Origin of the sequence: Parasedimentitalea marina (assembly GCF_004006175.1) — a bacterium.
Classification (GTDB): Bacteria; Pseudomonadota; Alphaproteobacteria; order Rhodobacterales; family Rhodobacteraceae; genus Parasedimentitalea; species Parasedimentitalea marina.
On sequence record NZ_CP033219.1, the window covers coordinates 3,051,502 to 3,073,804 of the forward strand.

The window sequence follows — 22,303 nt, forward strand, 5'->3', positions numbered from 1 at the left end:
CCCCCGAGGATATTTTTGCCCAGGTGAATATGCAGCCATTCCTGACAGTCTGAGTGTCAGCTCTGGGCCGCCTTAAGAGCCTGCTGCAAATCTGCAATCAAATCATCTGCATCCTCAAGTCCGACCGAGAACCGCACCAGCCCCGGTGTAATACCCAGCTCAACCTTTTGATCCTCAGGCAGGCGTTGATGTGTCGTGGTAGCCGGGTGAGTGGCAATGGACTTGGCGTCGCCAAGATTGTTGGAAATCACCGGAATAGTCATGGCATTGAGGAATTTGAAGGCCGCCTCTTTGCCGCCTATCAAGTCCAGTGACAACACGGTGCCGCCTTTGCCGCCCAACTGACGTTGCACCAGCGCGTTTTGTGCATGACCCGGCAGACCTGGATAGATAGTGCGGGCCAGCGCCGCGTGTCCGTCCAGAGCAGTGGCAATTTTCAACGCGCTTTCGGCCTGTGCATTGACACGCAGGGAAATGGTTTCCAAGCCTTTGAGCAATACCCAGGCATTAAAGGGACTAAGTGATCCGCCAGTGTGCTTCATGTAAGGTTCAAGCGTGCCGCGGATGAAATCCTTGGTGCCCAGGACCACGCCACCCAATGCGCGTCCCTGGCCATCAATATGCTTGGTGGCAGAGTAGATCACCACATCGGCGCCTTGGGCAATGGCGTTGGAGAACACCGGTGTCGAGAACACATTATCAACCACCACGGTGGCCCCGACACCATGGGCGATTTCGGCCACCGCTGCGATGTCGATCACCTCCAGTGTCGGGTTCGACATGGATTCGAAAAAGACGGCCTTGGTGTCCGGGCGCACAGCCGCGCGCCACTGATCCAAGTCGGTACCATCCACCAATGTCACTTCAACGCCGAAATTGGCCAGAACATTTTCCAGGATATACAGGCAGGAGCCGAACAGCGCCTTGGCCGAGACGATGTGATCTCCGGCCTTTAGCTGTGCGCAGAGCGCCCCATTGACTGCCGCCATGCCCGAGGCGGTGGCAAAGGCATCTTCGGCGCCTTCCAGCAGGGCGATGCGGTCCTCGAACATTGCAACGGTCGGATTTCCATAACGCGCGTAAATAAACTCGTCCGGACCAGTATCGATAAAGCGCGCTTCGGCCTGTTCGGCCGTCTCGTAGACGAACCCTTGAGTCAGGAATATCGCCTCGCTGACCTCGTTATACTGACTGCGGCGGGTGCCACCATGCACCATCTTGGTTGCTTTGTTCCAGTTTTCGCTCATCACATGTCCTCCTGCGCCTTTTGCGCACTAAAAAACCCCAATTCGGCCAAGCGAAAAGGGGTTCCTTCACATCCTGACCTCTTTAGCGGGAGTGTTTTACGTGGCCCCGCAATCCGGTAACAAATCGCGCACGGTCAGGGTGGTCCCCCTGACTAATTTTGCCTTTGGTACTGACGTCCTAAAATGCCTTACCAAAGATGACATAGCGCAGATTTCAGCAAGTGATCAATCCAGCTACTATCGATCAGATATCGGAAAATCACACCAAAAAGCAAGAGCGCACCGCAAAAAGAAAAGCGGTATCCTGATATGGCGTTGCGGCATAAAACCGATCGGAGTGCCTGCGGCATTTTTCGAAACGATATCATGAAACACCTGCCTATTGACCAACACATTGGCGGCAGATGGCATTTAAAGCGCGCCTGCCTTCTTCTTTGCCTCGTGGTGGGAAATGTAAATCGATGAGGCAACAATGATGCTGGCCCCCAACACCGTATAGATATCCGGCATTTCGCCGAACACGGCGTAGCCCAGAATCGCAGCATAGATCAGCTTAGAGTACTCCATGTTGCCGATCACGCTGGCTTCACCCAACCGAAGGGCATTGATGCCCACCCATTGTCCTACGGTGGCAAGCCCTCCCATTGCTAACAACAACAATACCCCTTGCGTGTCCGGGGTCGTCCAAAGCCAAAACAACGGCACGCTCGCCAACGTCCCAACAAATACGGATTGATACGCAAGCAATGTAGCTGTGGGCTCTGTCTGAGACACCTTGCGAACTGATGTTACCGCCATCGCCGCCCCAAGTGCACCAATCAATGGAATCACGGCGTTAAGTTCGTTGAAGCCGTCCACTCCGGGGCGCATCACGCCGATGAACCATTCTTGTCTTTTCCAACAGTGATAGCGCGATCATAGCGGCGGTGAGGTTTGGCATATTGCCAATCTGGATGAGTCTGTGCAGGGTTCGCGCAAACAGGAGCAGGTATTATGGGTCAAAACATTGTTGTGACAGGGGCCACCAGCGGTTTGGGGCTGGCTCTGGTCGAGCGTTTGCTCGCCAGTGGATTTCAACCAGTCCTGACAGGTCGCAATGGCGACAAAGTGGCCCGTGCGGCGGCCGACCTGGGGGTGCCGGGATATCAAATGGATGTTGCCGATGCTGGGTCAATCCAGCGCGTAAGTGCGCAGATTATAGCTGACCTTGGGCCGATTGATGGGCTGATCAACAATGCAGGCATATGGCTGGAAGGCGACTTTGACACCTACTCGGCCGAACAGATTCAGCGCGTCATCGACACCAATACCACCGGCACGATTCTAACCACCCATGCCTTTTTGCCCGAAATGCTGAATCGTCGTAGCGGCACCATCATTAACACCGTCTCAACTGGCGCACTGTACTGCCGCAAGCTGATCAGCGTGTATTCGGCCAGCAAGTGGGCCATCCGGGGCTTCACCGGCTGTATGGAGGTGGAATGCGCCCCCAAAGGTGTTCGGGTGATGGGATTCTACCCCGGAAAAATCGCCACCAGCATGTATGACACAGCGGGCGTCACGCGCGAACTGGATGTCGCCATGAGCTCTCAACAGGGTGCGGACATGGTTGTCACCATGTTGCAAGATAAAGGCATGGTATGGTCACAAGTCACCGGCCGGGCGATCACCGATTATATCTAAGTGCACGCATAAGACAGGCGAGCGCGTCGTGACCGCTCTAACAATCATTCACCCCGAACACCTGGTGGCGGCCTGCGGTTTTTGATCAATAAGCCGACCGTCACCATGATCCTAAACAACGTCAGTTCTGCGCAGAGAGCGCTCTTTGCAAAGTCAGTGTCGGTTGAGTGTGGCTGTCAATATGAATGGCCCACAGCCGCCATTCGTTAGCAAAGGGGCGAAAGACAGGGTTGAGCCCTCTTTTGCCTTGGGTGTTGGCGCAGGAAATTGCCAGGGGGTCTAGACACGGCTGCTCCCTGCAAAGCTTGGCACATGAAATTGGCAGAACTCCACTCTCCCTACAGCCCACCATTGAATCCATAGACCACGCCAATCCGAGCACTGCCTGAAATGGTTACGCCCGACTCTTGAGGTGTCTCAGTTTTTGGTGGTGTGTGTGTTCCTAGAGGACCGTTAGCATCACACGCTGCCAAAAAACCAATCGCCGTTATCGAGAGTACTATTCGGCTCATATTAAGTCTCGCTTTCTATTGGGTGATTTGCGTTCGGCTTGCCCGTCGTGCACTAGGCACTTGTAGGTAAGCGCCCGAAATTCAATACCTTCAACCGGCATTCCCCAAGTAGAATACCAATTCTGTAAAAATTGCGGTAAATCGGGATTCGATCAAGCCACTTTCGGCGTGGCGCTACCATCCCCTCGTCCGCAGCTCAGTTCCGCGCTCCGCCCTTGATGTTCCTGATGCCGCCTTATGCTGCGCCGAGCACGAATGTGGCAGAAGGGCGGAAAACTGCCATTAGACGCATATGTTACGAAGGTCGGCTATGAATAGTATCGGTACCGGCGATTAGCTCAGCAATCCAACAAGGCCTTCTTAGTTGCCCCTCTGTCTCCCAATGGACGAAGTATCCAATGAGGATAGAAACCAAATACATGCCCGGTAGAACTCGCACAGGCCGATTGACTGGAATAAAATGCTTCAGGATTTTCGAAGAATGGGCCTTCTTCCTGGAAAATGTACCATAAATTGTTTCCATTTCGTCAGGATAGTGTTTCTGAGTCTCTGGCTAGTCGGATTTTCCACTTCCTGTTATTCATTCAGAAATGGTTGACGTTTGTGCCTTTGTAAGAAAGAAATTCTTGCCCTGCCAACCCTCCGGTGAATAAGCGCCCAAAAGAATTTTTGGACCAACACTAGAAACCAATAGTGCCGCACCAGAACCTTTAATTTGAGGCTAATTCCATGCCCCCAGTTGATATTATTAGACTCGATGACGACCCGCATGAAACCACCTACACTATTCGCGATGATACGGTCACCCGTGGGGTCGATTTGGAGGGAGCTCTGATAACCGCCACCTATGCTGACGGCACCATCGAGACTCTGACATGGCAAGCTTTTGATCAATATACCAATGGTGGAGTTACCGGCACAGACATCAGTCTGCACTATGGCTACAGTTGGCATGAATTAACTACGACCAGGCTTTTGGCCTCGATTCAAATTGAACTTACGCCTGCGAATTCTGTATTCGACACCGCCATTGTTTATGACGATGACCCGCTCGGAGGATCGACACCAGGCTCAGAAAATGGCTTTCCATTTGTGTTTTCTCCCGAATACGAAGCCTTGTCCAGCAGTGTTACAGTGACTTACTCAGGAATTGTAAATCTCGTCGGACGTCCAGCGGACGGAGATCTTTATACAACTATGCTTGTTGATTTTTCAGGCATTTCCGGCGGTGGTCTCCTTGGGGATGTAAATTGGGACTCCGACATAGATACATGGAATCTGGGGCTTAACCTGATCGGCACATCAAGCTCAGATGTTTTGCAGGGCGGCGTTCACAATGACACCCTGTTCGGCGGGGCGGGCTTTGATACCCTCTTTGGCGGCATTGGCGATGATACGCTTCATGGCGGTGATGGCAATGACCGCCTGGAGGGGGCTCAGAACGAGGACCACCTGTTTGGCGGTGCCGGAGACGACTGGTTGGACGGTGGTGTTGGCCTCGACCAGCTGTTTGGCGGCACTGGCAACGATACTCTGATCGGCGGCGCCCAGTCGGACCGGCTCATGGGGGAATGGGGCAACGACCTCCTCTCTGGCGGCAGCGGCAATGACCGCCTGGATGGGGCCCAGAACGAAGACCGGCTATATGGCGGCAGCGGCAATGACACCCTGTTCGGCGGCGCCGGCTTTGATACCCTCTTTGGCGGCATTGGCGATGATACGCTTCATGGCGGCGCCCAGGCTGACCACTTAACTGGGGAATGGGGCAACGATTTCCTCTCTGGCGGCGATGGCAATGACCGCCTGGAGGGAGCTCAGAACGAGGACCACCTGGAGGGCGGTGCAGGAGACGACTGGTTGGACGGTGGTGTTGGCCTCGACCAGCTGTTTGGCGGCACCGGCAACGATACGCTTTATGGCGGCGCCCAGGCTGACCGGCTCATGGGGGAATGGGGCAACGATCTCCTGTCTGGCGGCAGCGGCAATGACCGCCTGGAGGGGGCCCAGAACGAAGACCGGCTATATGGCGGCAGCGGCAATGACACTCTGATTGGCGGCGCCGGCTTTGATACCCTCTTTGGCGGCATTGGCGATGATACGCTTTATGGCGGCGCCCAGGCCGATAGTCTCACCGGTGGTGGGGGGGCGGACGTTTTTGTTTTCCATGATGGTTTTGGTGCGGATCAGGTGACGGATTTTGACGCTTCAGATACTGCGGAACAACTGGATTTGAGCGGGGTGGCCACGATCCTGAATTTCGCGGATCTTGCGGCCAATCACATGTCCCAGTCAGGCGCTCATGTGGTCATTGACGCGGGCAATGGCGATAGCATCACCTTGCTAAATGTGCAGCTCTCCGATCTCGATGTGAGTGACTTCATTTTCTAAGTCATTGCTCTGTTGATCTGATCTCGACCAGCCGGACCAACCGAGTGAGCAATCCGGCATTCCTTGATGTGCTTGGTACGCCAAGATCTCCAACTCACAACAAGCTGCAGTTGATCTTTCGGCAAAATTGGCTGCGTTCTTGGGCCGTGACGATTTGAAGTTCGAGCCAGAGGGAGAAGGCTATCGCATCATGCGTTTTGGACGTGCAGCTAAAAGGCTCAGCGAAGGCGAGAAGACGGCGATCACGTTCCTCTATTTTGTTGTCGGTTTAGGGGATCAAAATTTCGACCTTAACGAAGGTATCGTCGTGATAGACGATCCTATTTCAAGCTTGGATCCCAGCTCAGTCTACCAGGCATTCGCCTACCTCAAAAACGCCGTTAAGAATGCTAAACAGATATTCTTGCTGACCCACAATTTCGAGTTCTTGAAGCTGGTTCTGAACTGGTTCCAAAATATTCCACGGTCCGCTCAGAATGGAAAATCGACTTATTGGATGCTTCATTGTTCGTCCACGCAAGGAGGAGCCAGAGAGACTGAAATCAGACCACTAGACACAGTCCTTCTTCAAAATAAGAACGAGTTTGCATACCTCGTGAAGGAACTCATGAAGTTCGAGTCAGACGGCACTATTCAGACGGCCTGCCCGATCCCAAACATGATTAGGAAGGTGCTTGAAACGTTCTTAGAGCAACACTCAACGGGTGGAAGTCTGTATAAAAAGCTCGAGAACCTCGATTTCGACGAGACCAAAAAGACAGCACTCTGCAAGTTTGCAAACGATCTGTCGCATCCAACATTTTCAGGGCTTGACCCCGCACTTGTCGGGAAACCCAAAACAACATTAAGCATCTGTTAGAAATGATAAAAGAGGTAGCGCCCATTCACTTCAAAGCGCTCACTCAAACTATAGGTTCACTCTAGGAGCCATGAATGCCGTTTTGGAAATGAACTAATCACGCGCTGGAGGCTAACACAGTGCCATCGTATGTTACCGAACCACCTATTGCCGAGGCGAACGAATGTCCGAGTTGAAGATCCAGTGCCCAAAATGCTCCACCGAAATTGAGCTGACCGAGCAGCTTGCTGGCCCGATGCTGGCCGAACTCCGGGCGTCTTTCCAAGATGAGCTGGCCAAGCAAGAGGCGAGCGCGGCCAAGGCTCTCGCTGAAGCAAAGGCACAGGCACAGGCCAAGGATGCGGCCAAAGCTGAAACCGCTGTAGAACAAGCCGCGCTTGAGGAACGTATCAAGGCCCAGGAGGACAAGTTGCGAGAGGCCCAAACGGCGCAGGCTGCTGCACTGAAACGCGAACAGGAGCTGCGGGACAAGGAGGCTGAGATGGAGCTGACGTTGCAAAAAATGCTCGCGGCGGAACGTCCGGCGCTGGCTGAAAAGCTGACCCGCGAAGCGAATGAGAAAGCTGAGCTAAAGCTGGCCGAACAAGAACAAGTCATGCAAGGCATGAAACGTCAGATCGAAGCGCTGAAACAGAAATCCGAACAAGGCTCGATGCAAACTCAGGGCGAAGCGGCAGAAATTGTGTTGGAGGACACCCTTGCCGGAGCATTTCCCTTGGATGCCTTTCTTCCCGTTGCCAAAGGGGTCAGCGGTGCGGATGTCCGCCAAGAGGTAGCGACAGTGAATGGTACTGCTGGCAGTATCCTGTGGGAAAGCAAACGGACCAAGAACTGGACTGCCGGTTGGTTGGCAAAATTGCGTGATGACCAACGGGCTGCGGGATGTGAGGTCGCAGTGATTACCTCGCAGGCGTTGCCCGAAGGGATCGACAGTTTCGGCATGGTCGACGGAATCTGGGTATGCGCCCCGCGCTATGCCGTCCCGCTTGCATCGTCCTTGCGCCAAGGGTTGATCGATGTGGCAAACGCCAAGGGTCGCGCAATGGGGCAGGAAACCAAGATGGAAATGATTTATGACTATCTGACCGGAACCCAATTCAAACAACGCGTCGATGCAATTGTCGAACGCTTCGAGGACATGCAAGAAAACCTGCGCAAGGAACGTGTCTTCATGGAAAAGCAATGGGCCTTGCGGGCCAAACAGATTGATCTGGTGATTGCGTCAACGGTTGGGATGCACGGCGATTTGCAAGGGATCGCAGGTCGGTCAATGCCTGAAATCGAAAGCGTCGAAGCATTGTTGATTGGGAAGGACGGCTAGAGGTGGAGATTCTCCTACGAAAACCTCAGCCACACCGGTTGAAATCAAGGACGGGTCAGTGCCTTGGTCCAAGTGTCATCAGCGCCTAGCCAAACGGATGCTGCTAAGATTTCGCTGATAGAAGGCCTTGAAGATGAAGCCTTTGTGGCAGCCATTCCGGACTATGAGTCGGTAAGAGATGCAGTTCAACGGCTGCGTGAATGAGAAAATTCGTGAGAACCTACATGTTTGATGCCGAACGAAAATTCCCAGACCGAACAGCGAAAAAATATGACATTTAACTTTGATTCCATGTCCCCGGCTGATTTCGAAGATTTGACCCGCGACCTCATCGGGCGAGATCAATCCTGCCGATTTGAGGCTTTTGGACCTGGACCGGATGGTGGCGTCGATGGGCGTCACTCTACATCTGATGGGGTGATCGTCTTACAGGCCAAACATTATCGAGGTTCTGGTTTTTCAGGTCTCAGTCGACAAATGCGCAAGGAACGCGCGACCATAGATCAGCTCGCAGCGGAACGATACATATTGGCGACGTCAGTCTCCCTTACTCCTGCAAATAAGAGGGCGCTCGCAGACATTATTGGCCCGAGCCTCAAAAGCTCTTCTGACATTCTAGGATTTGAAGACCTTAACGGACTTCTGCGGACGTATGATGATGTCGCCAAGTCTCACATCAAATTGTGGTTGTCCGACACTGCAGTTCTAAAGCGTGTGCTGCACTCTGCCACTCATAACTTCACTACCATCACTCGTGCTGATATTGCAGCTAAGCTCAAGGTTTATGCCCAAAATCCAAGCTTTTCTAAAGGACGGAACACTCTCGAAACAGAACGAATTTTGATCGTTTCAGGACCTCCTGGTGTGGGAAAAACAACGCTCGCTGAAATGCTTTGCTACGCATATGTAGGTGAAAAATGGGATTTGATTGCATTGCGATCACTCGATGAAGATTTCGCCAGGATCGACGACAGTCGTAAACAACTTTTCTTTTTCGATGACTTCCTTGGCCGCATCGCCTTAGGCGAGCGGGCGCTTTCAACACAAGATTCCGATCTCGCTCGCTTTCTAGCGCGCGTCCGCCGAACACCGGCTGCTCGTTTTATCCTTACCACAAGAGCTTATATCTATGAACAGGCACGGCTCGCCTCAGAAGCTCTCTCCGACCAACGTTTGCAGGTCGCAAGCTACGTCCTAGATGTAGGCGAATACACTAAACGCATCCGAGCGCGGATTGTTTACAATCATCTCACGGTCGCAGGCGTTCCTACCACGCATGTACGCGCACTTTTGGAAAGTGGGACGACCATCGAGATTGTTGACCATAATAACTTCAATCCACGTATTGTCGAATGGATGACCGACGCAGGTCACGTCGCGCACGTTCCCGCCGATCAATATGCGGAAGACTTTATTGAAGCCCTCGATAACCCTGAGCGCATCTGGGACAAGCCCTTTCGCAACCATATTCCTAGGCGGTGTCGTCATCTTCTCTTTGCTCTGTAATTTCTATCGGAATATGGCTCAGATATTGACGAACTCCACGCGCTCTTCGACAATCTTCATCAGCGCTTATGCGCCGCACATAATCTCTCCCACGACCTCAAGGATTTCGAAGAATGCTTAAGGGTGTTGAAGGGTAGTTTCGTCGCCATTGTTAACAGGAGGGTATCTTTCATAAACCCTTCAGTCCGTGACTATCTGAAAGGCTATCTTAGCGATAAGGGGCCGTTGATAACGATGGCGAGCAGTGCAACAACAGCAAACAGCGCGAAGCAGATCTTCGAACAATTTCGACGTATCCCTAGTGTTGACGATGCTGATTGTAAGGCCATACTTGAGCGATTTTCTGACTTTGTCATGCGCCTAGATGATATTCCAGTTTGGCGACCATCATCTGATAACTCGGGGAATTTGACATTAGGGGATATGGGGCATGGCCGCCGTATCGAGCTGCTAATCGGTTGGTGGCAGATTTATCCCTCCCCAATGTTCATTGAAACTGCGAATGCCATTGCGCTAAGCCGAGTCAATTCATTCTCACCGTGGCAAGATGCAAGCGTTTTGGGCAGCATTCTTGTCAGATATCTTGCACTGCCTGATAATGATCGCGCTCCGCTTGAAGAAATTGTTGGTTTGGTCGAGCAAGCAATCCATGAAATGTTTGAAAGATCACTTGACCCAGACGATCTAGAGCGGCTTATCAACACGGTCGACGAAAACGAAAATTCGCTGGGGTCGTTATTCGAGACGGACATTGCAACTGCAATTCCTCAGCTAATCGAAAACATTGGCGAAAACCTTGACCATGTGGACTCTGACTCAACACTTGGCGAATTTGCCACAACAATTAAAAAAATGGCCAAGCGTGTTGGTCACGACCCAAATTCGGTAGAAATTGCGAAAGAAGCGATTCAGCGTCGAATTCAAGAAGTTGATGAGCACTCGGTGGGAGATAGCGAAATGTCAGTTACCGGAGAGTATCCACGTACCTTCGATAGGTTTGATGATCAGGACCTTATGAGTTTGTTTGCTTCACTTATTACTGACGATAATTAACCTTATTAGGAGAGTTGCAAGTTCCTTCGCGAAAGTCCGCAATGACGGATCGCACTGCAGCATCTAGAAGGAGCAGTGAAGGTCCGGTTTGGGCCGAAGCAGATCAATTTCGGTTATTGACCGCGTTCGAACATGTAAGCCATCCCCTCTTTGATTCGGCGCATGTCAAATTTAGACCATGTCACATGATCAATGATGCTCCTTTGATTATCGTATAGGATCAAACTGCCACCCTCATTTGGCAGCTTCAATTTACCTTTCGACCGCCCTTTCAGTCGTAACGACTCTCCACTTTCGATTGATGCATCGACCGTTGCCTGACGTCCTTGTCCATCCACCATCAGCCAATTCTTGAGCGTGATTTTACTGTCCCCCCGATTGTAGAGAGAAACCCACTCGTTTTTTGTATCCTCGCCCGTCGGGTCGATCATTGCGGCATTGATTACGACTTGTCGTTCAGACAAGGGAATAATTTTCGTTCGGTGATCGGTACCTTCCTCGACCACATCTTGGAAGGCGCCGACAGGTATCCGCTCCGGAACCGATGAAACGTTGAACTTTTCATTTCGAGCTTTGCGATTGTGATAAAACAAAGGGTTTCGCGTATAGAGTTCCTCTCCGAAGTTGATCCCGGTCATGTCTTCCAACTCGCTGATTGTAACTTGATAACGCCTGTCTGTTTTGACGGTTGCCGCACCTTTGCGGTCACGTAGAACGCGTTCATCTTGAAAAATGGCGAACGCCTTCACGCCAAGCTTTTCCTTCGGTTTTTCGCTTTTGGTCCGATAACAAATTACTTTGAAGAAGCCGGATGGAACGCGAGCTGAACTTACATCTGATAAATGCACAGCTCGGTCGAGATCGCCATAAATCGGACCTGTAAACACAATAAGCCGATCATTAGCATCCTCACTGAACTCTCGAACAATATCTTCCTCCAGAGCTCTCCACTCATCTCTGTTCAGATTCTCATGCTGAAGTGACGAATTGGCATAAATAAATGTCGCCTTGCCAGCCTTGTCAGACTCGGCATTCGTATTGCCCCACATGGCATTGTGGCGCATTACCATGTGTCCGCGGTCATAGGGGTTTGGGATTTTGCGACCTGATCTCGTCTTACGGTCTTTATAGAATTCATTGCCGAGCTGGTTCGTTATCCCAATATCTTTGTCTTTGGTCCACGACTTCTTACCCTTCTTACTGCCAAGTGGTCGAAGCTTGTCCTGATCCATGTTAAATGCGGAATAAATCAGTTGCTTCGTGTGCTCGTTCATAACAATGGTGAAGTGCAGGTGGTCCGAATATATTCCTTTTCGAAGGACGCCTGGTTTTCTCAGCACCGACCGCGCCAGTTTCGGATCGAATTTTGGCAATGGCACTTCAATGCCATCACCAATGAACTTTGAATCATATCCTAAGGTCATTTTAGATTAATCCTCCGACTTAACTTCCTTTTGTAAAATACTTTCGCACTCTACAACATGACGGAGCAGTTGTGACAACTTTTCAGTCAAGTGAGCAGCATGACCAAAGTGAACATCTCCTTTGGTAAACCGCGCCGCAGCATCGCAACCAATCGATCAACGGCAGCTTTGGGCCGAAATCACGGGTGCCGCGCCACCGCGGAGTTCGGCAAAGATGCTTGTGATTTGGACAATCGCTTGATCCGATTTGTACGAAAGTTGCTTCAGACATTGGTCAGTGCTAGGAAGGTTAGAGTATTTATCGGATCAATTTATATGAAAAGAACAGCTTTCCTATCCGTTGCCGCGTTTGTTTTGCATGCGACACGTGTTTTCGCTGAGCCCCAAGCGGCGACCGAAGCTTATGTGGCTTCTGACAGTGAAAAGACTTGGACAGTCACGGCCTTTGTCCGGAATCTTGGCGATGAAGAGTGCAAAGAAGGTGAAGAGTATACGTTTCGGGCATCTGGCGAAGTGACGCACCATCTATGCGATGATGCCAAGTCGACCGAAACAAACTACAATTGGACTTTGCGATCTGATGGTATCGACGGTTTTTTATCCTTCAACGGAACAGAGTACAGGTTGACTGCATGGACTGAAACCAACGACGATCTTGGTATCGAAGTTGAGAAACTCAGCTTGCGTGTCGAGAGTGAAAAAAATGTTGAAACTGCCGACATCGAAATGCAGAGTGTGCAGTAGACCATGACAGATAAGGACCGTTGGGAACTACGCATAAAATTCTTCGGAGCCGTTTTTGCCGGTCTCAGTATTGTTGCCAGTGTGTTCATCTATTTGGATGGGAACAGGGCCACGCTTGAACGCGAGAATAACCTCATCGCAAAGCGCGATGAACTACAATATCAGCGCGATCTATGGGACGAGCGCCGTGCGGCTTATCGAACGTTGGCAGCAACGCTTGGGAGCATGGCTGCTGAGCTGGATGCGGGGAACACAATCTCAAATGCGACAAGGTCTGCGGTGAACACGGCCTATTGGGGCACGCTCGTGCTCGTTGAGTCTGATGCAGTGGAAATGCACATGGTCCGCTTGAGAAACGACCTTCGAGATTTTGAGCGCGGACGGATTGATGCTGATAAGATCAGACAACGAATTCATGCCATCGTTGAAGCATCGCGTTTGCATTTAAAGGAGGTCGGTGATGGAGCGCTTCAGTAGAAGTTGGCTATGTGCTCTTTTGATAGCACTTCTCCCAAGCGTCTCGTGGGCTAACGCTGATGTGCATATCTTATCCATCGGCAACGGGCATTATGCTGCACGTCCGGGCGAACCAGCGGCAAATGTCACGGGGGCCAGCATATCAGCTCGTCTTGCTCTGTTGCGTCTTGGGCGACTGGTTGGCGCCGAGACTGCAATGTTGCTGCATTCGAAGCCTGGTCAATTGGTGTCTCGAAACGATGTTTTCGAGGCCATCGACGATCTTGTGCAGCGGGCGAAAGCAACCCCGAACGATGACCGGTTGATTGTCTACTACAATGGGCACGGCTTTGGCGAAGGCATCGGATGGAACGCCTTTCTGCAACCTGGCGATGTCATTATGCCATCTGAGCTAAATTCATTTGATCCCGAGATTCTTGCGACTGACTTGGTGTATGTGGCTGAAATCGTTGATACGCTTGAGCGCTCCGAGATACCCTACATGTTGCTAATCGATGCTTGTTATGAAGGTGAGAGCGCCTCCTTTGCTTCCCCGGTGCTCACCGAGACTGCCATTGGCAACCTCCGCGACGTCGCAGATGTCCTCCGTTTCTTTAACCAGTTCCGAGGACCCAATCCGGTCGTTTTTTCCGCTGAGCCCGGCACTGTTGTGGAAACTGTGGCGCCACCTCCCTCGGTGGGTTTGGATCAAGTGACCATTGGCCCGTTGGCACGACGATTGGCGCTTGCATTGGAAGAAATTGGCCAAAACGACTTGATTGTTCAGAATCTTGTCGATCGTCTCACGGACAGAGAGCTGGACAGACAGACATCCCAAGCGGTCTCTCATTTTGAGGTCGGCGATTTTCGGCAGATTGTCTATCGACCATCCGTGGTTGAAGTGAACACACGCATAGGAACCTCCTCGTTGGCAGTCGCCACGCCGCTGGCAAATGTTGCACCCGCATTAGAAACCCAGTCTGCCTCAAGGGGCGTGCTTTCCGCAACACTTCAAATGAACGGTCCAAAGGGAGAGTGGGTCCTAGATGACCAGACGCGAGAATTTGTTCTGGGTCAAGACGATCTAGAAATCGTAACTTTTGAGGCTGGGGAAATTTCTCTCGTATTCTCAGGTGGCGGAGAAGATTGGGACGTCAATTTTGCGGCACCTAGCGGCGCTTCTTTTGAGCGAGGTATGACTATCACAGCCAGACGGTTCTTTTTCCAAGAGAAAAACGAAGGCGGGCTTGAGATTTCTGGTGATGGGCGAGCATGTAACGAAATCGAGGGCAATATTGAAGTGAATGAGGCATCTTTTGATGCAGACGGACTTGTTGCACTGGAACTTTCGTTTGAACAACGTTGCGACGGACAATCTACTCTTCTTAAAGGGAATTTTCAGATCGCCTTGGACACCCCCTAGATTGAAGCCTACATTAGTTTAATCACGGTATGCGGTGCGCCAAATGAATGTCCGCAATGCGGGCTGCAAGCGCAGCATCAGAAGAATTGGACGAGTGGCTGGTTTGGGCCGCAAGTAACTTACTATCACGAATATTTCCGAAGCTTTTGCGCCGCGCCTGATGACTGTAGAGGGATCTTACCATAAGGGTTTGAGTCAAAAGTGTGTTGAGGGTAATCATGCAAGATTTTTTCTACGCTGCCTGTCTATTGTCGCTTGTGGTTGTTTGCTCCCTTGCATCCAAGTTTTTGGTAGCGAGGGTTAAATCAGAAGTATTTTGGGAGCAGACAGATTACTTTTGGTACTCCCTTGCTTTAATCGGTGTTTTGGCGTTTTCATGGGATTTCCAAACTTCTCGAAACCAAGACTCTGTGCAACAAGCGGAAGACAGTTTACGCAGACACTACAACAACAGCACGCTCCTCTTGACGGAGTTTCTGTCAAAAAGTTGTACATCTGACAGCGTGAACACCTGCGAATTTGCAGAAAGCTACCTATCCGCAATAAGTCGTTTCAAAACATCGAGCCGATATCCCGGTGGAGAAATAGAATTTCATGGCCAGCTTTTCCGCAATCCGGCCCACCTCTGGGTTGACCTTATCGGTGAACTAGAAGAGCCTTTAGCAACTGTACCGCTTCAATTTGCAAGTTTCGAAGCAACGGCAATCACCGATGCACTCGGAGAATATCGTGCACTAGCGGAAAGACGTCAAAAATTCCTGCCGCCCTTTGCGTATGCGGTCCTCGCTTTTTTTGCCGTCGTTGGAGTAACCCTTAAGTTCGGCAAGGTCCGTCTAAAAGTCCAGAAGATTCGCAAGGGGTGAAATTTCTTCTCTATCCTTTGTCTTGATACGTTTCGTTCATCATATGACCCGCCGAGGGCTATTTCATGCCCGCTTACCAATAGCTGCGCTGTAGCAATAATGCCCAAGGGTCCGAAAGTCAGGTTCGGGCCGAGAGGAGAAAGTGCAGATCTGCGTGAGTTCGGTCTTGGTGGGGATGCAGTAGAGTTTCAAAAGTGGGCAATTTCACTTTCCCTAGGCACGTATTTGAAGGACGGCAATGGATTTCGTTGAAGCACCAGAACTTAGAATTCGTAGAGGGCTTAGAACGCTTCCTCTGGTTTTTCATTTGCTAAAACATGGAATCCAGATGAGTACGGCATACAACCAGATGACGTCCTTTGTGTATGTCGTGCAATGTTGTCAGAGATTTGTTTCCAGCTCTTCGACCAAAGTAAATTCTCCAAAGCTCGAACAGAGTCCTTTCGGAGCGTAAAGGCATGGGATTCCAGGATTCCTTTCGAGTCTTACGCACTGAAGTCGATTCAGCTCTCTATAGCTGATTCAGTGTTATACCATGCTGAGGACAATGAGTTGAACGATGCAGGAACAAGCGCATATTTTGAGACCTCACGTTGGCATGGGGTCAAAAGTACCTCCCGTAATTGCTTCCTGAGTAGCTTTTTGCAGGACTTGGAGAACGTCGAGACAGAAACAACAGAAAATGGGAAAGGAGTAATATCGGCCTTTGAATACCCACTATTTCCTCATGCATCGCCAAATGTCGGCGAAGAGTTTTGGGGCTTTTTGAGTTGGCCTCAGTTGGCTTTTGAGGAACAAAAGAATTGGTTCTTTTGGCACAAATGGTACCAAGGTTTTCTTGACGGGAAGCCCTTGGATTGGGAGTTGCAGCGACAAGTGGCTCTGATCGCCGACACGATCTGGGAGGCAGGTCTAACAGCCGTCGCAGAAGAGATCGAGAAGATCTGCGCTAAACTCGTTCTCGAAAGACGCATTGACGAGCTTGAGGCCGATCTGAGATGCGCCACCGTCAATAGACACGGTATTGGCGGCAGTAGGCCACCAGAAATGCTCGACGATGCGCCCATCGCGCAGGAACTGGCCATCGTTTGGCAGCCATTGAAAGATCTCAAAGACGAAATCACCAAAGACGATCCTGATCGAGAACACCTGCAAAAGAACATCGAAGCGCTGGTTGCGGCATTGAAAAAGGGCTTCGCTTGGTGCCTTAAGAAAGGCGATCTGATTGTCGATACTGCGATTAAGTGGGCAATACCCTCGACTGGCACGGGTTACCTCGCGCTCAACCCTCAGAAACTCGAAGCGGTAATTGAAGCCGCGAAGAAACTGTTCGGCCTCCTCTGAGGCCATACGAACAGGAAACTGCAACTACCACTTTTGTCCCACCCTTCGGCTATGCTCCAACGGCAGATTTGACGGCCGCGCTGCGGCGTGGTCGAACGGCAGGAAAGGGCCGCGAAGGCATACGTACCAACATAATGTACAGATTTTGAACTTCGGCGTGTCCAAGAACTAGATCGACAGCACAAATAAGTGGATTCTAACTGAAATGAAGAACTCAGAAGACCCGATGGATAAGATCAAGCAACGACACCGAGTCTTGGCAATCCTGCGCTTTCTCGATCGGAGTCCTGACTATCGTACCAACATCGAAGTGTTGAGTGACTGGCATGCGCATCTTGCGCTAAGTGGGAGCAAAGATCAGCTAGTGCAGCAATGTCGGGCTCTTGAGAGCGTGGGTTTCTTAAAGCTTAGCGAGCTGGGCGAAGTCGTGATTCTGGCGTTGACGGAAGCAGGATACGACGTTGCGAGAGGTATGGTTTTCAATGATCTAGTCGAGCGGCCCGGGCTCGAATGTCCGTATTAAACTGAGGCCAGAAAAAGGCTAAGACAAGTAATTGGTCGTTATTTGCTGCAACATCTACCAATGCCCGCTTCCGGGAAGCTGCTACGCAGCGACTGACCCTCCGCTCGATGGCAGGTATGGGGCGTCCATGGCGTATCCGGCTGGCTGGATTATGCAGATGCTGTGCAACATTCTATGTCTGCAACGAGCTCAAGGCAGACCGATCGAAGTTTCTGGAATCAGAACAACGGTGTGTAGCCTCCCACAATCCTTGGGAAGATGCTTGGGCTCTGAAATTCCAGTGACGCGCCTAAAAATATCAACGAACTCTGACCGGCAATGTTCGAAAATAGGTCATTTTTGAATACCACCGCAAAAGAGGCAGCACTCTCGTCCGAACCTACTATGAGCCGATCAAGCGTTACAACCAACTCTCCTTCACCAATTCCGCAAAAATCGCCATGGAATTTGCTGCCGACCAACGTACCGTCGCCTGCGATGATCTTGAAAGGTGGTTGTGTTCGAAAATTCTCACCTTCCCCAAAGACTCTTAATTCGCGTTCGTTTGAGACTTCGATGGAATACTGTCTCGCAAAGGGGGCCGGGCTTGAACAAAGCTCTGTGGATCGCCATCCAAGGCGCGCATCCGTCACAAAGCTAAACTGAGCTTCTCCCGGATTGAGTACTGTAAAAGTTAAGACGACTTCATTTGGCGACGAAACAGACGCTTGCACGTCCGTCACGGCCGCGAAATCTATTTCGTCGAAGAAGATTGGCAACCTAAGATGATTTACTTTGCCCTGCTGGCTCCAATCAAAATTTACTGCCAGTTCAATGCTTCCGAAAATGATGCGGGCATCTTCTACACGTTCCTCGATGCAATAGTCTAAATCGGCGGTTGACCCTACATCACGTATCGAAAAGTTGACAGGTGTAAGGTCATATGAAGTGCCATCTTCATAGATGACTCGCAAGATTGGTTTGACGATTTCAACGATCTCAAGGAGGCTTCGGTGGGCGGTTGATGCTTCGACACTTACAACGCGCGATGTGGCCGGGTCGCACAAATCTTGTCCATACACTACGCTTACTGGACAGACACCGACAAACAACGCGACAATCGCCCGAATGATTGATCTAACGTTCATTGTGCTCCATCCTGAAATTTATTTTTGCTACCTTAAGGATACACAGATGCAAGATGCAGACACAAGCATCGGCCAGAACGCAGATGCTGGGGCAGAAGAAAATACTGGCCTAGCTCCTGACAGCGACAAGATCCAACCAGAGAATGCTGTTCCCAATCCCGTGCTAGAAGAGGCCCCTCCGCTATGCATTGAGTGCAAACACGTAATCCCCGCAGGAGCCCTAAAATGTAAAGAGTGCAACTCCTTTCAAGATTGGCGACGTTTCCTTGCTCTTAGTAGCACAACGTTGTCTCTGATAGTCGCACTGCTTTCCGTCTCTGGCATCGTCGTACCGCTTTTGATCGAAACGCTATCCGAGAAAAAGGCGGTCCTTGCGTCTAAGGTCGTATCAATCGGCGACGTCAATATTACTGTTCTTGTCGCAAATAGCGGTACTCTCGATGGATATGTTGGCACCGTTTCAGTTCTGGCTGACGGCTCAGAGCACGGTTCAGGCACCCAACTATTTTCGACGGTTAAGGCATCCTCTAGTTTGCCTATAGAACTCTCTTTGAGAGAAAATCAGAGAAATTTTATTTCAGCAGGCAAGGACTGCGAGGTCCGTATTCAGCTATTAGACCACGCGCTTCAAGACAAAACTGAACAGCTTAAAATTGCATGCTCCGCATTCCGCTAAGTCCAATACGACAGCGCGCACCGAAGATTGCCCAAATATGCCTTTAGCGATGCTTTTCGCACTTGTAAGGCCTAGTTTTGGTCTCCAACGACCTGTTGCGCTATTAGTTTTGAGGAGTGGATAACACCCTGGAGTGTTGATCGGGTGATCGGGCTATCCAACCCTCTTCGGTCTAAGTCGTCGAATATGGCTTTGGCAAGAATGTCCAGTCGCTCCGCAGGTTTGAGATGGGCCGTTATTTCTCGGATAAGTTTACCGTCGGTCTCTTGCCGAGCTTCGAGCGCTATTCGCATGCCTAGCGCCGCGGCCGCACCAAGCAAATTGAGCCCGGGCACCCCACCCACAGCTTCTTCGTCACGATTCACCATCTCAATGGCGCATATGTCGGCTTCTTGTTCCATCTCGCTGCGTCGCGTTATTGGAACAGCGACATTTGGGTTTCGAATTTCATCAATATGACCTAACGCAATATGGCAAACCTCATGGTTGAGTATGAACCCAAGCGCGTGAACAAACGGGCCCGCAATGTCGAAGTTTAGATTGCGGTTCGGCGGATATTTGGAAAGATCAACCGTTGTACCGAGCAGCTTCGACGCCACATCCATGAAAAATGGCAGGCTCATTTCGCGCTCTGCAAGCAATGGGATGGATTGGATATGCCATGCCTCAAATAAATCCAACACACCGACTTGGTCCGATTGAGAGTTCAGGAATTGTCCTACGATCAGTGATGCTGATCCAAAAAACATGACCTCGACGAACCCAACATCAAGGATGACGACGCTGCCGTCACCGCCAACTCTGGCATCATATCTTGCGTCATCACAGATTTTAAGCTCAACACCCTCGATGGAGGCCAAAAACGCATCCGAAAGCACGCCACGTTCATGAAGCCGCTTTGGACGGTTGTAGAAAATGTCATCGATGTCGGATGAAATCGCCGCGTATAGTTGACTGTTTTCAGGTGAGGTGCAGGCATGCGCCGATTGGATGCTTCCGGCAAAGACAGAGATCGCAAAAGCCAATGCAACGTAGCGGTTCTTCATAATTGCCTCCAGTCGTCGAAAAATTGAATTAAAATTAATGTACAGATCAACCCATCGCAATTGATACCACAAATTGCCGAACTTGCGGAACTTGCCTTTCCTTCGTCCGTGTTGTGTTAATTCGAACTGCATGAGATTTTGCGCTTGCAGCGAATGTCCAGTTCGACGGGCGTCGCCGCAGTGACGGTTTTATCAGGTAAACGGCAGGAACCGATCGAAAAAACAATCCGCTTACCTTCAGCTAGTGGGAAGCTAGCAACTTTTCTTGGGGGATCAAACGGGGGCTTTTCCCCCTTTGCGAGATGGTAATGTAGTACATTACACAGCTTGCCATCTCTGTTACTTTTCAACAGCTTACGAAGCCCTGAGCATCTTTACCGGTTCTAGTCCCGACAGCAGGCAAAGGGTATTCTAACCCGAGCCGATGAAAGCCTCGTTGCAGGGTCAGACGTGAAACCTCCAACAGCGCCGCGACATAACGGCAGGGTAGTTGGTCAACGCGGATCCAGTCATAGGCGTCACGGATCGTTTCCCCCGAAAGCTGGCAAGGTTGCCCGAGCTGCACACCGCGTTTGCACACCGCGTTTGCGTGCCGCGTTCAGCCCCTGTTTGGTACGCCTGGAAATAATCCGCCGCTCAAACTGCGCAAAGCTCGCCATGATGGTAAAGAACAACTCTCCCTCTGCTGTGCTGGTGTCAATGCGCAACGACAGAATACGGAAATGCACACCGCGCTGTCTTAGAGCATCAGCTGTCAGCATTGCATCGATAGAACTGCGAAACGCCCGGTCCAGATCAACCACAACCAGCGCATCCCCAGACCGCAGCCGTTCCAACACACTGTCAAAAACCGGGCGGGCCGAAGCCACTGCTGAAAGGTGCTCAATATGGAATTCATCGCATTCATTTTGCAGCTGCAAGACTTGACGGTCTGCTACCTGCGCCTTGGTGGACACTCGGATGTAGCCGATGTTGCGAGATTTAGCCATATCGGGCGAGCCTGATCGTAAAGGATCCTCACTGATCAGGTTGTTCGGGGTCGCGATTGCGTCCATCGCCGACTGCGAAGCCCCAGTATTTCCACCATTTCTATTTACCGATGATCGTCGAATCCGTAAAGAGTCATTCTGAACAAAAACCATGGAATATGAACAGCATAACAGGATGTATAGGTGCAATCGGGATGAGTGCGATCTGTGCAATCTATCCACAAGAATCTGCTGCTGAGGGATTTACCGGCTCGGAATTTACGGAATGGTCAGAGGCCGGGCAAAACAATTACATCGAAACTTCGGTGACGATGGCAGGGATGGTCTTTAGCCAAACTCATCCCAGCGTCGCGACCTGTATCAATTACTGGTATTTTGCGAGCGCATCCGGCGACAGCGAAGTGAAAATGATCCGTGACACCGTTGAGCAATATAATACAGCCCACCCTAGTGGGGTAATTCTGGCGGTAATTTTGCGGGAATGCCCGTTAGACAGTTAGGTATTTCCAAGTTGAGGGATCATGCTGGAATCCAGTGATGTTCTTGGTCCGATTTCGCCAGAGACATCAGCCATATGTCTACGTACCGCGTCCGGCATCGCGTTGTTGGAATTATCTAGTATCTGGTCCAACTCATTCAATGTTGGCGGATCATCTGGATCCGTCAGTTTGTCGAGAGCAGCGCCGAGAACATCGGTTTCATAAATCTGGACCTCGATTTGGGTGGCCAGCAAGTCGTCGCGTTCACTGATTTTTTGCGTGTAATCCTCAAAGCTTGGCTCAAGCCCAGTCCATTGAATCGTATCGGCCAAATAGCCCTCGACCTCGGAGCCATCGGCCAGACGTACAACGCTGTTCTCATCGCGAAACACCCTAGTTCCGTCCGGCAAATGCGCAGCGGCGTCTTGCATCTGTTGAATTTTCGTTAGGGTACCGGCCAGTTGATCGGCGATTTGATCCAAAGCCCGTTCCGTGGCGGTGCGTACTTCGTGGATCTCTTCCATCACACCATTGTATTTTGCACGATAGATCGGATCGGCCAGGAACTCCATCAAACGGTCCCGGAACTCTTCACGTTCGCGCTTTTTGCGTTTGCCCTCCGGCGTGTTTCCTCATCATG

General features: G+C 51.0%; 21 protein-coding genes and 1 riboswitch. Of the genes, 14 read left to right on the plus strand and 7 right to left on the minus strand.

The features are described from left to right. Nucleotides 1–56 precede the first annotated feature (56 nt). The gene (gene metZ, locus EBB79_RS14715; protein ID WP_127749588.1) at nucleotides 57–1,247 is read right to left on the minus strand and encodes an O-succinylhomoserine sulfhydrylase; all 1,191 of its coding nucleotides are present in this window, start codon (nucleotides 1,245–1,247) and stop codon (nucleotides 57–59) included. A 61-nt stretch (nucleotides 1,248–1,308) separates the two neighbouring features. Next, a riboswitch (SAM riboswitch) is annotated at nucleotides 1,309–1,389 on the minus strand. A gap of 269 nt (nucleotides 1,390–1,658) precedes the next feature. Continuing rightward, nucleotides 1,659–2,105: a DMT family transporter gene (locus EBB79_RS14720; RefSeq protein ID WP_164860823.1), complete on the minus strand. Its 447-nt coding sequence runs from the start codon at nucleotides 2,103–2,105 to the stop codon at nucleotides 1,659–1,661. 135 nt (nucleotides 2,106–2,240) lie between these two features. Between EBB79_RS14720 and EBB79_RS14725 the strand changes: the two genes are divergently transcribed. From EBB79_RS14725 to EBB79_RS14750, 6 genes are all read left to right on the plus strand, one after another. Further along, a complete protein-coding gene (locus EBB79_RS14725; protein ID WP_127749590.1) occupies nucleotides 2,241–2,930 on the plus strand; it encodes an SDR family NAD(P)-dependent oxidoreductase in 690 nt (229 codons plus the stop codon). Nucleotides 2,931–4,171: 1,241 nt separating this feature from the next. After that, nucleotides 4,172–5,830 (plus strand): calcium-binding protein, encoded by a 1,659-nt coding sequence (locus EBB79_RS14730; protein WP_127749591.1) that lies wholly within the window; start codon nucleotides 4,172–4,174, stop codon nucleotides 5,828–5,830. Nucleotides 5,831–5,969: 139 nt separating this feature from the next. Beyond that, complete coding sequence (locus EBB79_RS14735) at nucleotides 5,970–6,689, plus strand: AAA family ATPase (RefSeq protein ID WP_238704922.1); 720 nt, start codon at nucleotides 5,970–5,972, stop codon at nucleotides 6,687–6,689. 163 nt (nucleotides 6,690–6,852) lie between these two features. Beyond that, a complete protein-coding gene (locus tag EBB79_RS14740) occupies nucleotides 6,853–8,010 on the plus strand; it encodes a DUF2130 domain-containing protein (protein ID WP_127749593.1) in 1,158 nt (385 codons plus the stop codon). Nucleotides 8,011–8,280: 270 nt separating this feature from the next. Next, a complete protein-coding gene (locus EBB79_RS14745; RefSeq protein WP_164860824.1) occupies nucleotides 8,281–9,516 on the plus strand; it encodes an ATP-binding protein in 1,236 nt (411 codons plus the stop codon). A 234-nt stretch (nucleotides 9,517–9,750) separates the two neighbouring features. Then, nucleotides 9,751–10,569, plus strand: coding sequence for a hypothetical protein (locus EBB79_RS14750; RefSeq protein WP_127749595.1), 819 nt, complete (start codon nucleotides 9,751–9,753; stop codon nucleotides 10,567–10,569). A gap of 113 nt (nucleotides 10,570–10,682) precedes the next feature. Here the strand turns inward: EBB79_RS14750 and EBB79_RS14755 are convergent, their stop codons facing one another. Then, the gene (locus EBB79_RS14755; protein ID WP_127749596.1) at nucleotides 10,683–11,993 is read right to left on the minus strand and encodes a DNA/RNA non-specific endonuclease; all 1,311 of its coding nucleotides are present in this window, start codon (nucleotides 11,991–11,993) and stop codon (nucleotides 10,683–10,685) included. 99 nt (nucleotides 11,994–12,092) lie between these two features. On the opposite strand from EBB79_RS14755, the gene EBB79_RS14760 reads away from it, so the two are divergent. From EBB79_RS14760 to EBB79_RS14785, 6 genes are all read left to right on the plus strand, one after another. After that, nucleotides 12,093–12,737 (plus strand): hypothetical protein, encoded by a 645-nt coding sequence (locus EBB79_RS14760; protein ID WP_127749597.1) that lies wholly within the window; start codon nucleotides 12,093–12,095, stop codon nucleotides 12,735–12,737. Nucleotides 12,738–12,740: 3 nt separating this feature from the next. Then, on the plus strand, nucleotides 12,741–13,214 hold the full coding sequence (locus EBB79_RS14765; RefSeq protein WP_127749598.1) for a hypothetical protein: 474 nt from the start codon (nucleotides 12,741–12,743) through the stop codon (nucleotides 13,212–13,214). Then, nucleotides 13,198–14,616 carry a caspase family protein gene (locus EBB79_RS14770; protein ID WP_127749599.1) on the plus strand — a complete coding sequence of 473 codons (1,419 nt, stop codon included), beginning with the start codon at nucleotides 13,198–13,200 and terminating at the stop codon, nucleotides 14,614–14,616. Before EBB79_RS14765 ends, EBB79_RS14770 begins: the two co-directional genes overlap by 17 nt. A 218-nt stretch (nucleotides 14,617–14,834) precedes the next feature. After that, nucleotides 14,835–15,479: a hypothetical protein gene (locus EBB79_RS14775; RefSeq protein WP_127749600.1), complete on the plus strand. Its 645-nt coding sequence runs from the start codon at nucleotides 14,835–14,837 to the stop codon at nucleotides 15,477–15,479. Between the two features lie 552 nt (nucleotides 15,480–16,031). Further along, on the plus strand, nucleotides 16,032–16,823 hold the full coding sequence (locus tag EBB79_RS14780) for a hypothetical protein (RefSeq protein WP_127749601.1): 792 nt from the start codon (nucleotides 16,032–16,034) through the stop codon (nucleotides 16,821–16,823). Nucleotides 16,824–17,028: 205 nt separating this feature from the next. Further along, a complete protein-coding gene (locus tag EBB79_RS14785) occupies nucleotides 17,029–17,346 on the plus strand; it encodes a hypothetical protein (RefSeq protein ID WP_127749602.1) in 318 nt (105 codons plus the stop codon). 218 nt (nucleotides 17,347–17,564) lie between these two features. Here EBB79_RS14785 and EBB79_RS14790 read toward each other — a convergent pair whose 3' ends face one another. Continuing rightward, nucleotides 17,565–18,473 (minus strand): hypothetical protein, encoded by a 909-nt coding sequence (locus EBB79_RS14790; protein WP_127749603.1) that lies wholly within the window; start codon nucleotides 18,471–18,473, stop codon nucleotides 17,565–17,567. Between the two features lie 46 nt (nucleotides 18,474–18,519). Between EBB79_RS14790 and EBB79_RS14795 the strand changes: the two genes are divergently transcribed. Next, the gene (locus tag EBB79_RS14795; RefSeq protein ID WP_127749604.1) at nucleotides 18,520–19,149 is read left to right on the plus strand and encodes a hypothetical protein; all 630 of its coding nucleotides are present in this window, start codon (nucleotides 18,520–18,522) and stop codon (nucleotides 19,147–19,149) included. A 71-nt stretch (nucleotides 19,150–19,220) separates the two neighbouring features. On the opposite strand, the gene EBB79_RS14800 is transcribed toward EBB79_RS14795, so the two are convergent. Together EBB79_RS14800 and EBB79_RS14805 are read right to left on the minus strand one after the other, a co-directional pair. After that, nucleotides 19,221–20,195 (minus strand): hypothetical protein, encoded by a 975-nt coding sequence (locus EBB79_RS14800; protein WP_127749605.1) that lies wholly within the window; start codon nucleotides 20,193–20,195, stop codon nucleotides 19,221–19,223. Nucleotides 20,196–20,713: 518 nt separating this feature from the next. Next, a complete protein-coding gene (locus EBB79_RS14805; RefSeq protein WP_202977621.1) occupies nucleotides 20,714–21,184 on the minus strand; it encodes a recombinase family protein in 471 nt (156 codons plus the stop codon). Nucleotides 21,185–21,378: 194 nt separating this feature from the next. Here EBB79_RS14805 and EBB79_RS14810 point away from each other — a divergent pair, with 194 nt between their 5' ends. After that, entirely contained in the window at nucleotides 21,379–21,684 is a 306-nt protein-coding gene (locus EBB79_RS14810; protein WP_127749606.1) for a hypothetical protein, read from the plus strand. Here the strand turns inward: EBB79_RS14810 and EBB79_RS14815 are convergent. Then, entirely contained in the window at nucleotides 21,681–22,235 is a 555-nt protein-coding gene (locus EBB79_RS14815; protein WP_127749607.1) for a hypothetical protein, read from the minus strand. The two genes, EBB79_RS14810 and EBB79_RS14815, sit on opposite strands and share 4 nt — an antisense overlap. Between the last annotated feature and the right edge of the window lie 68 nt (nucleotides 22,236–22,303).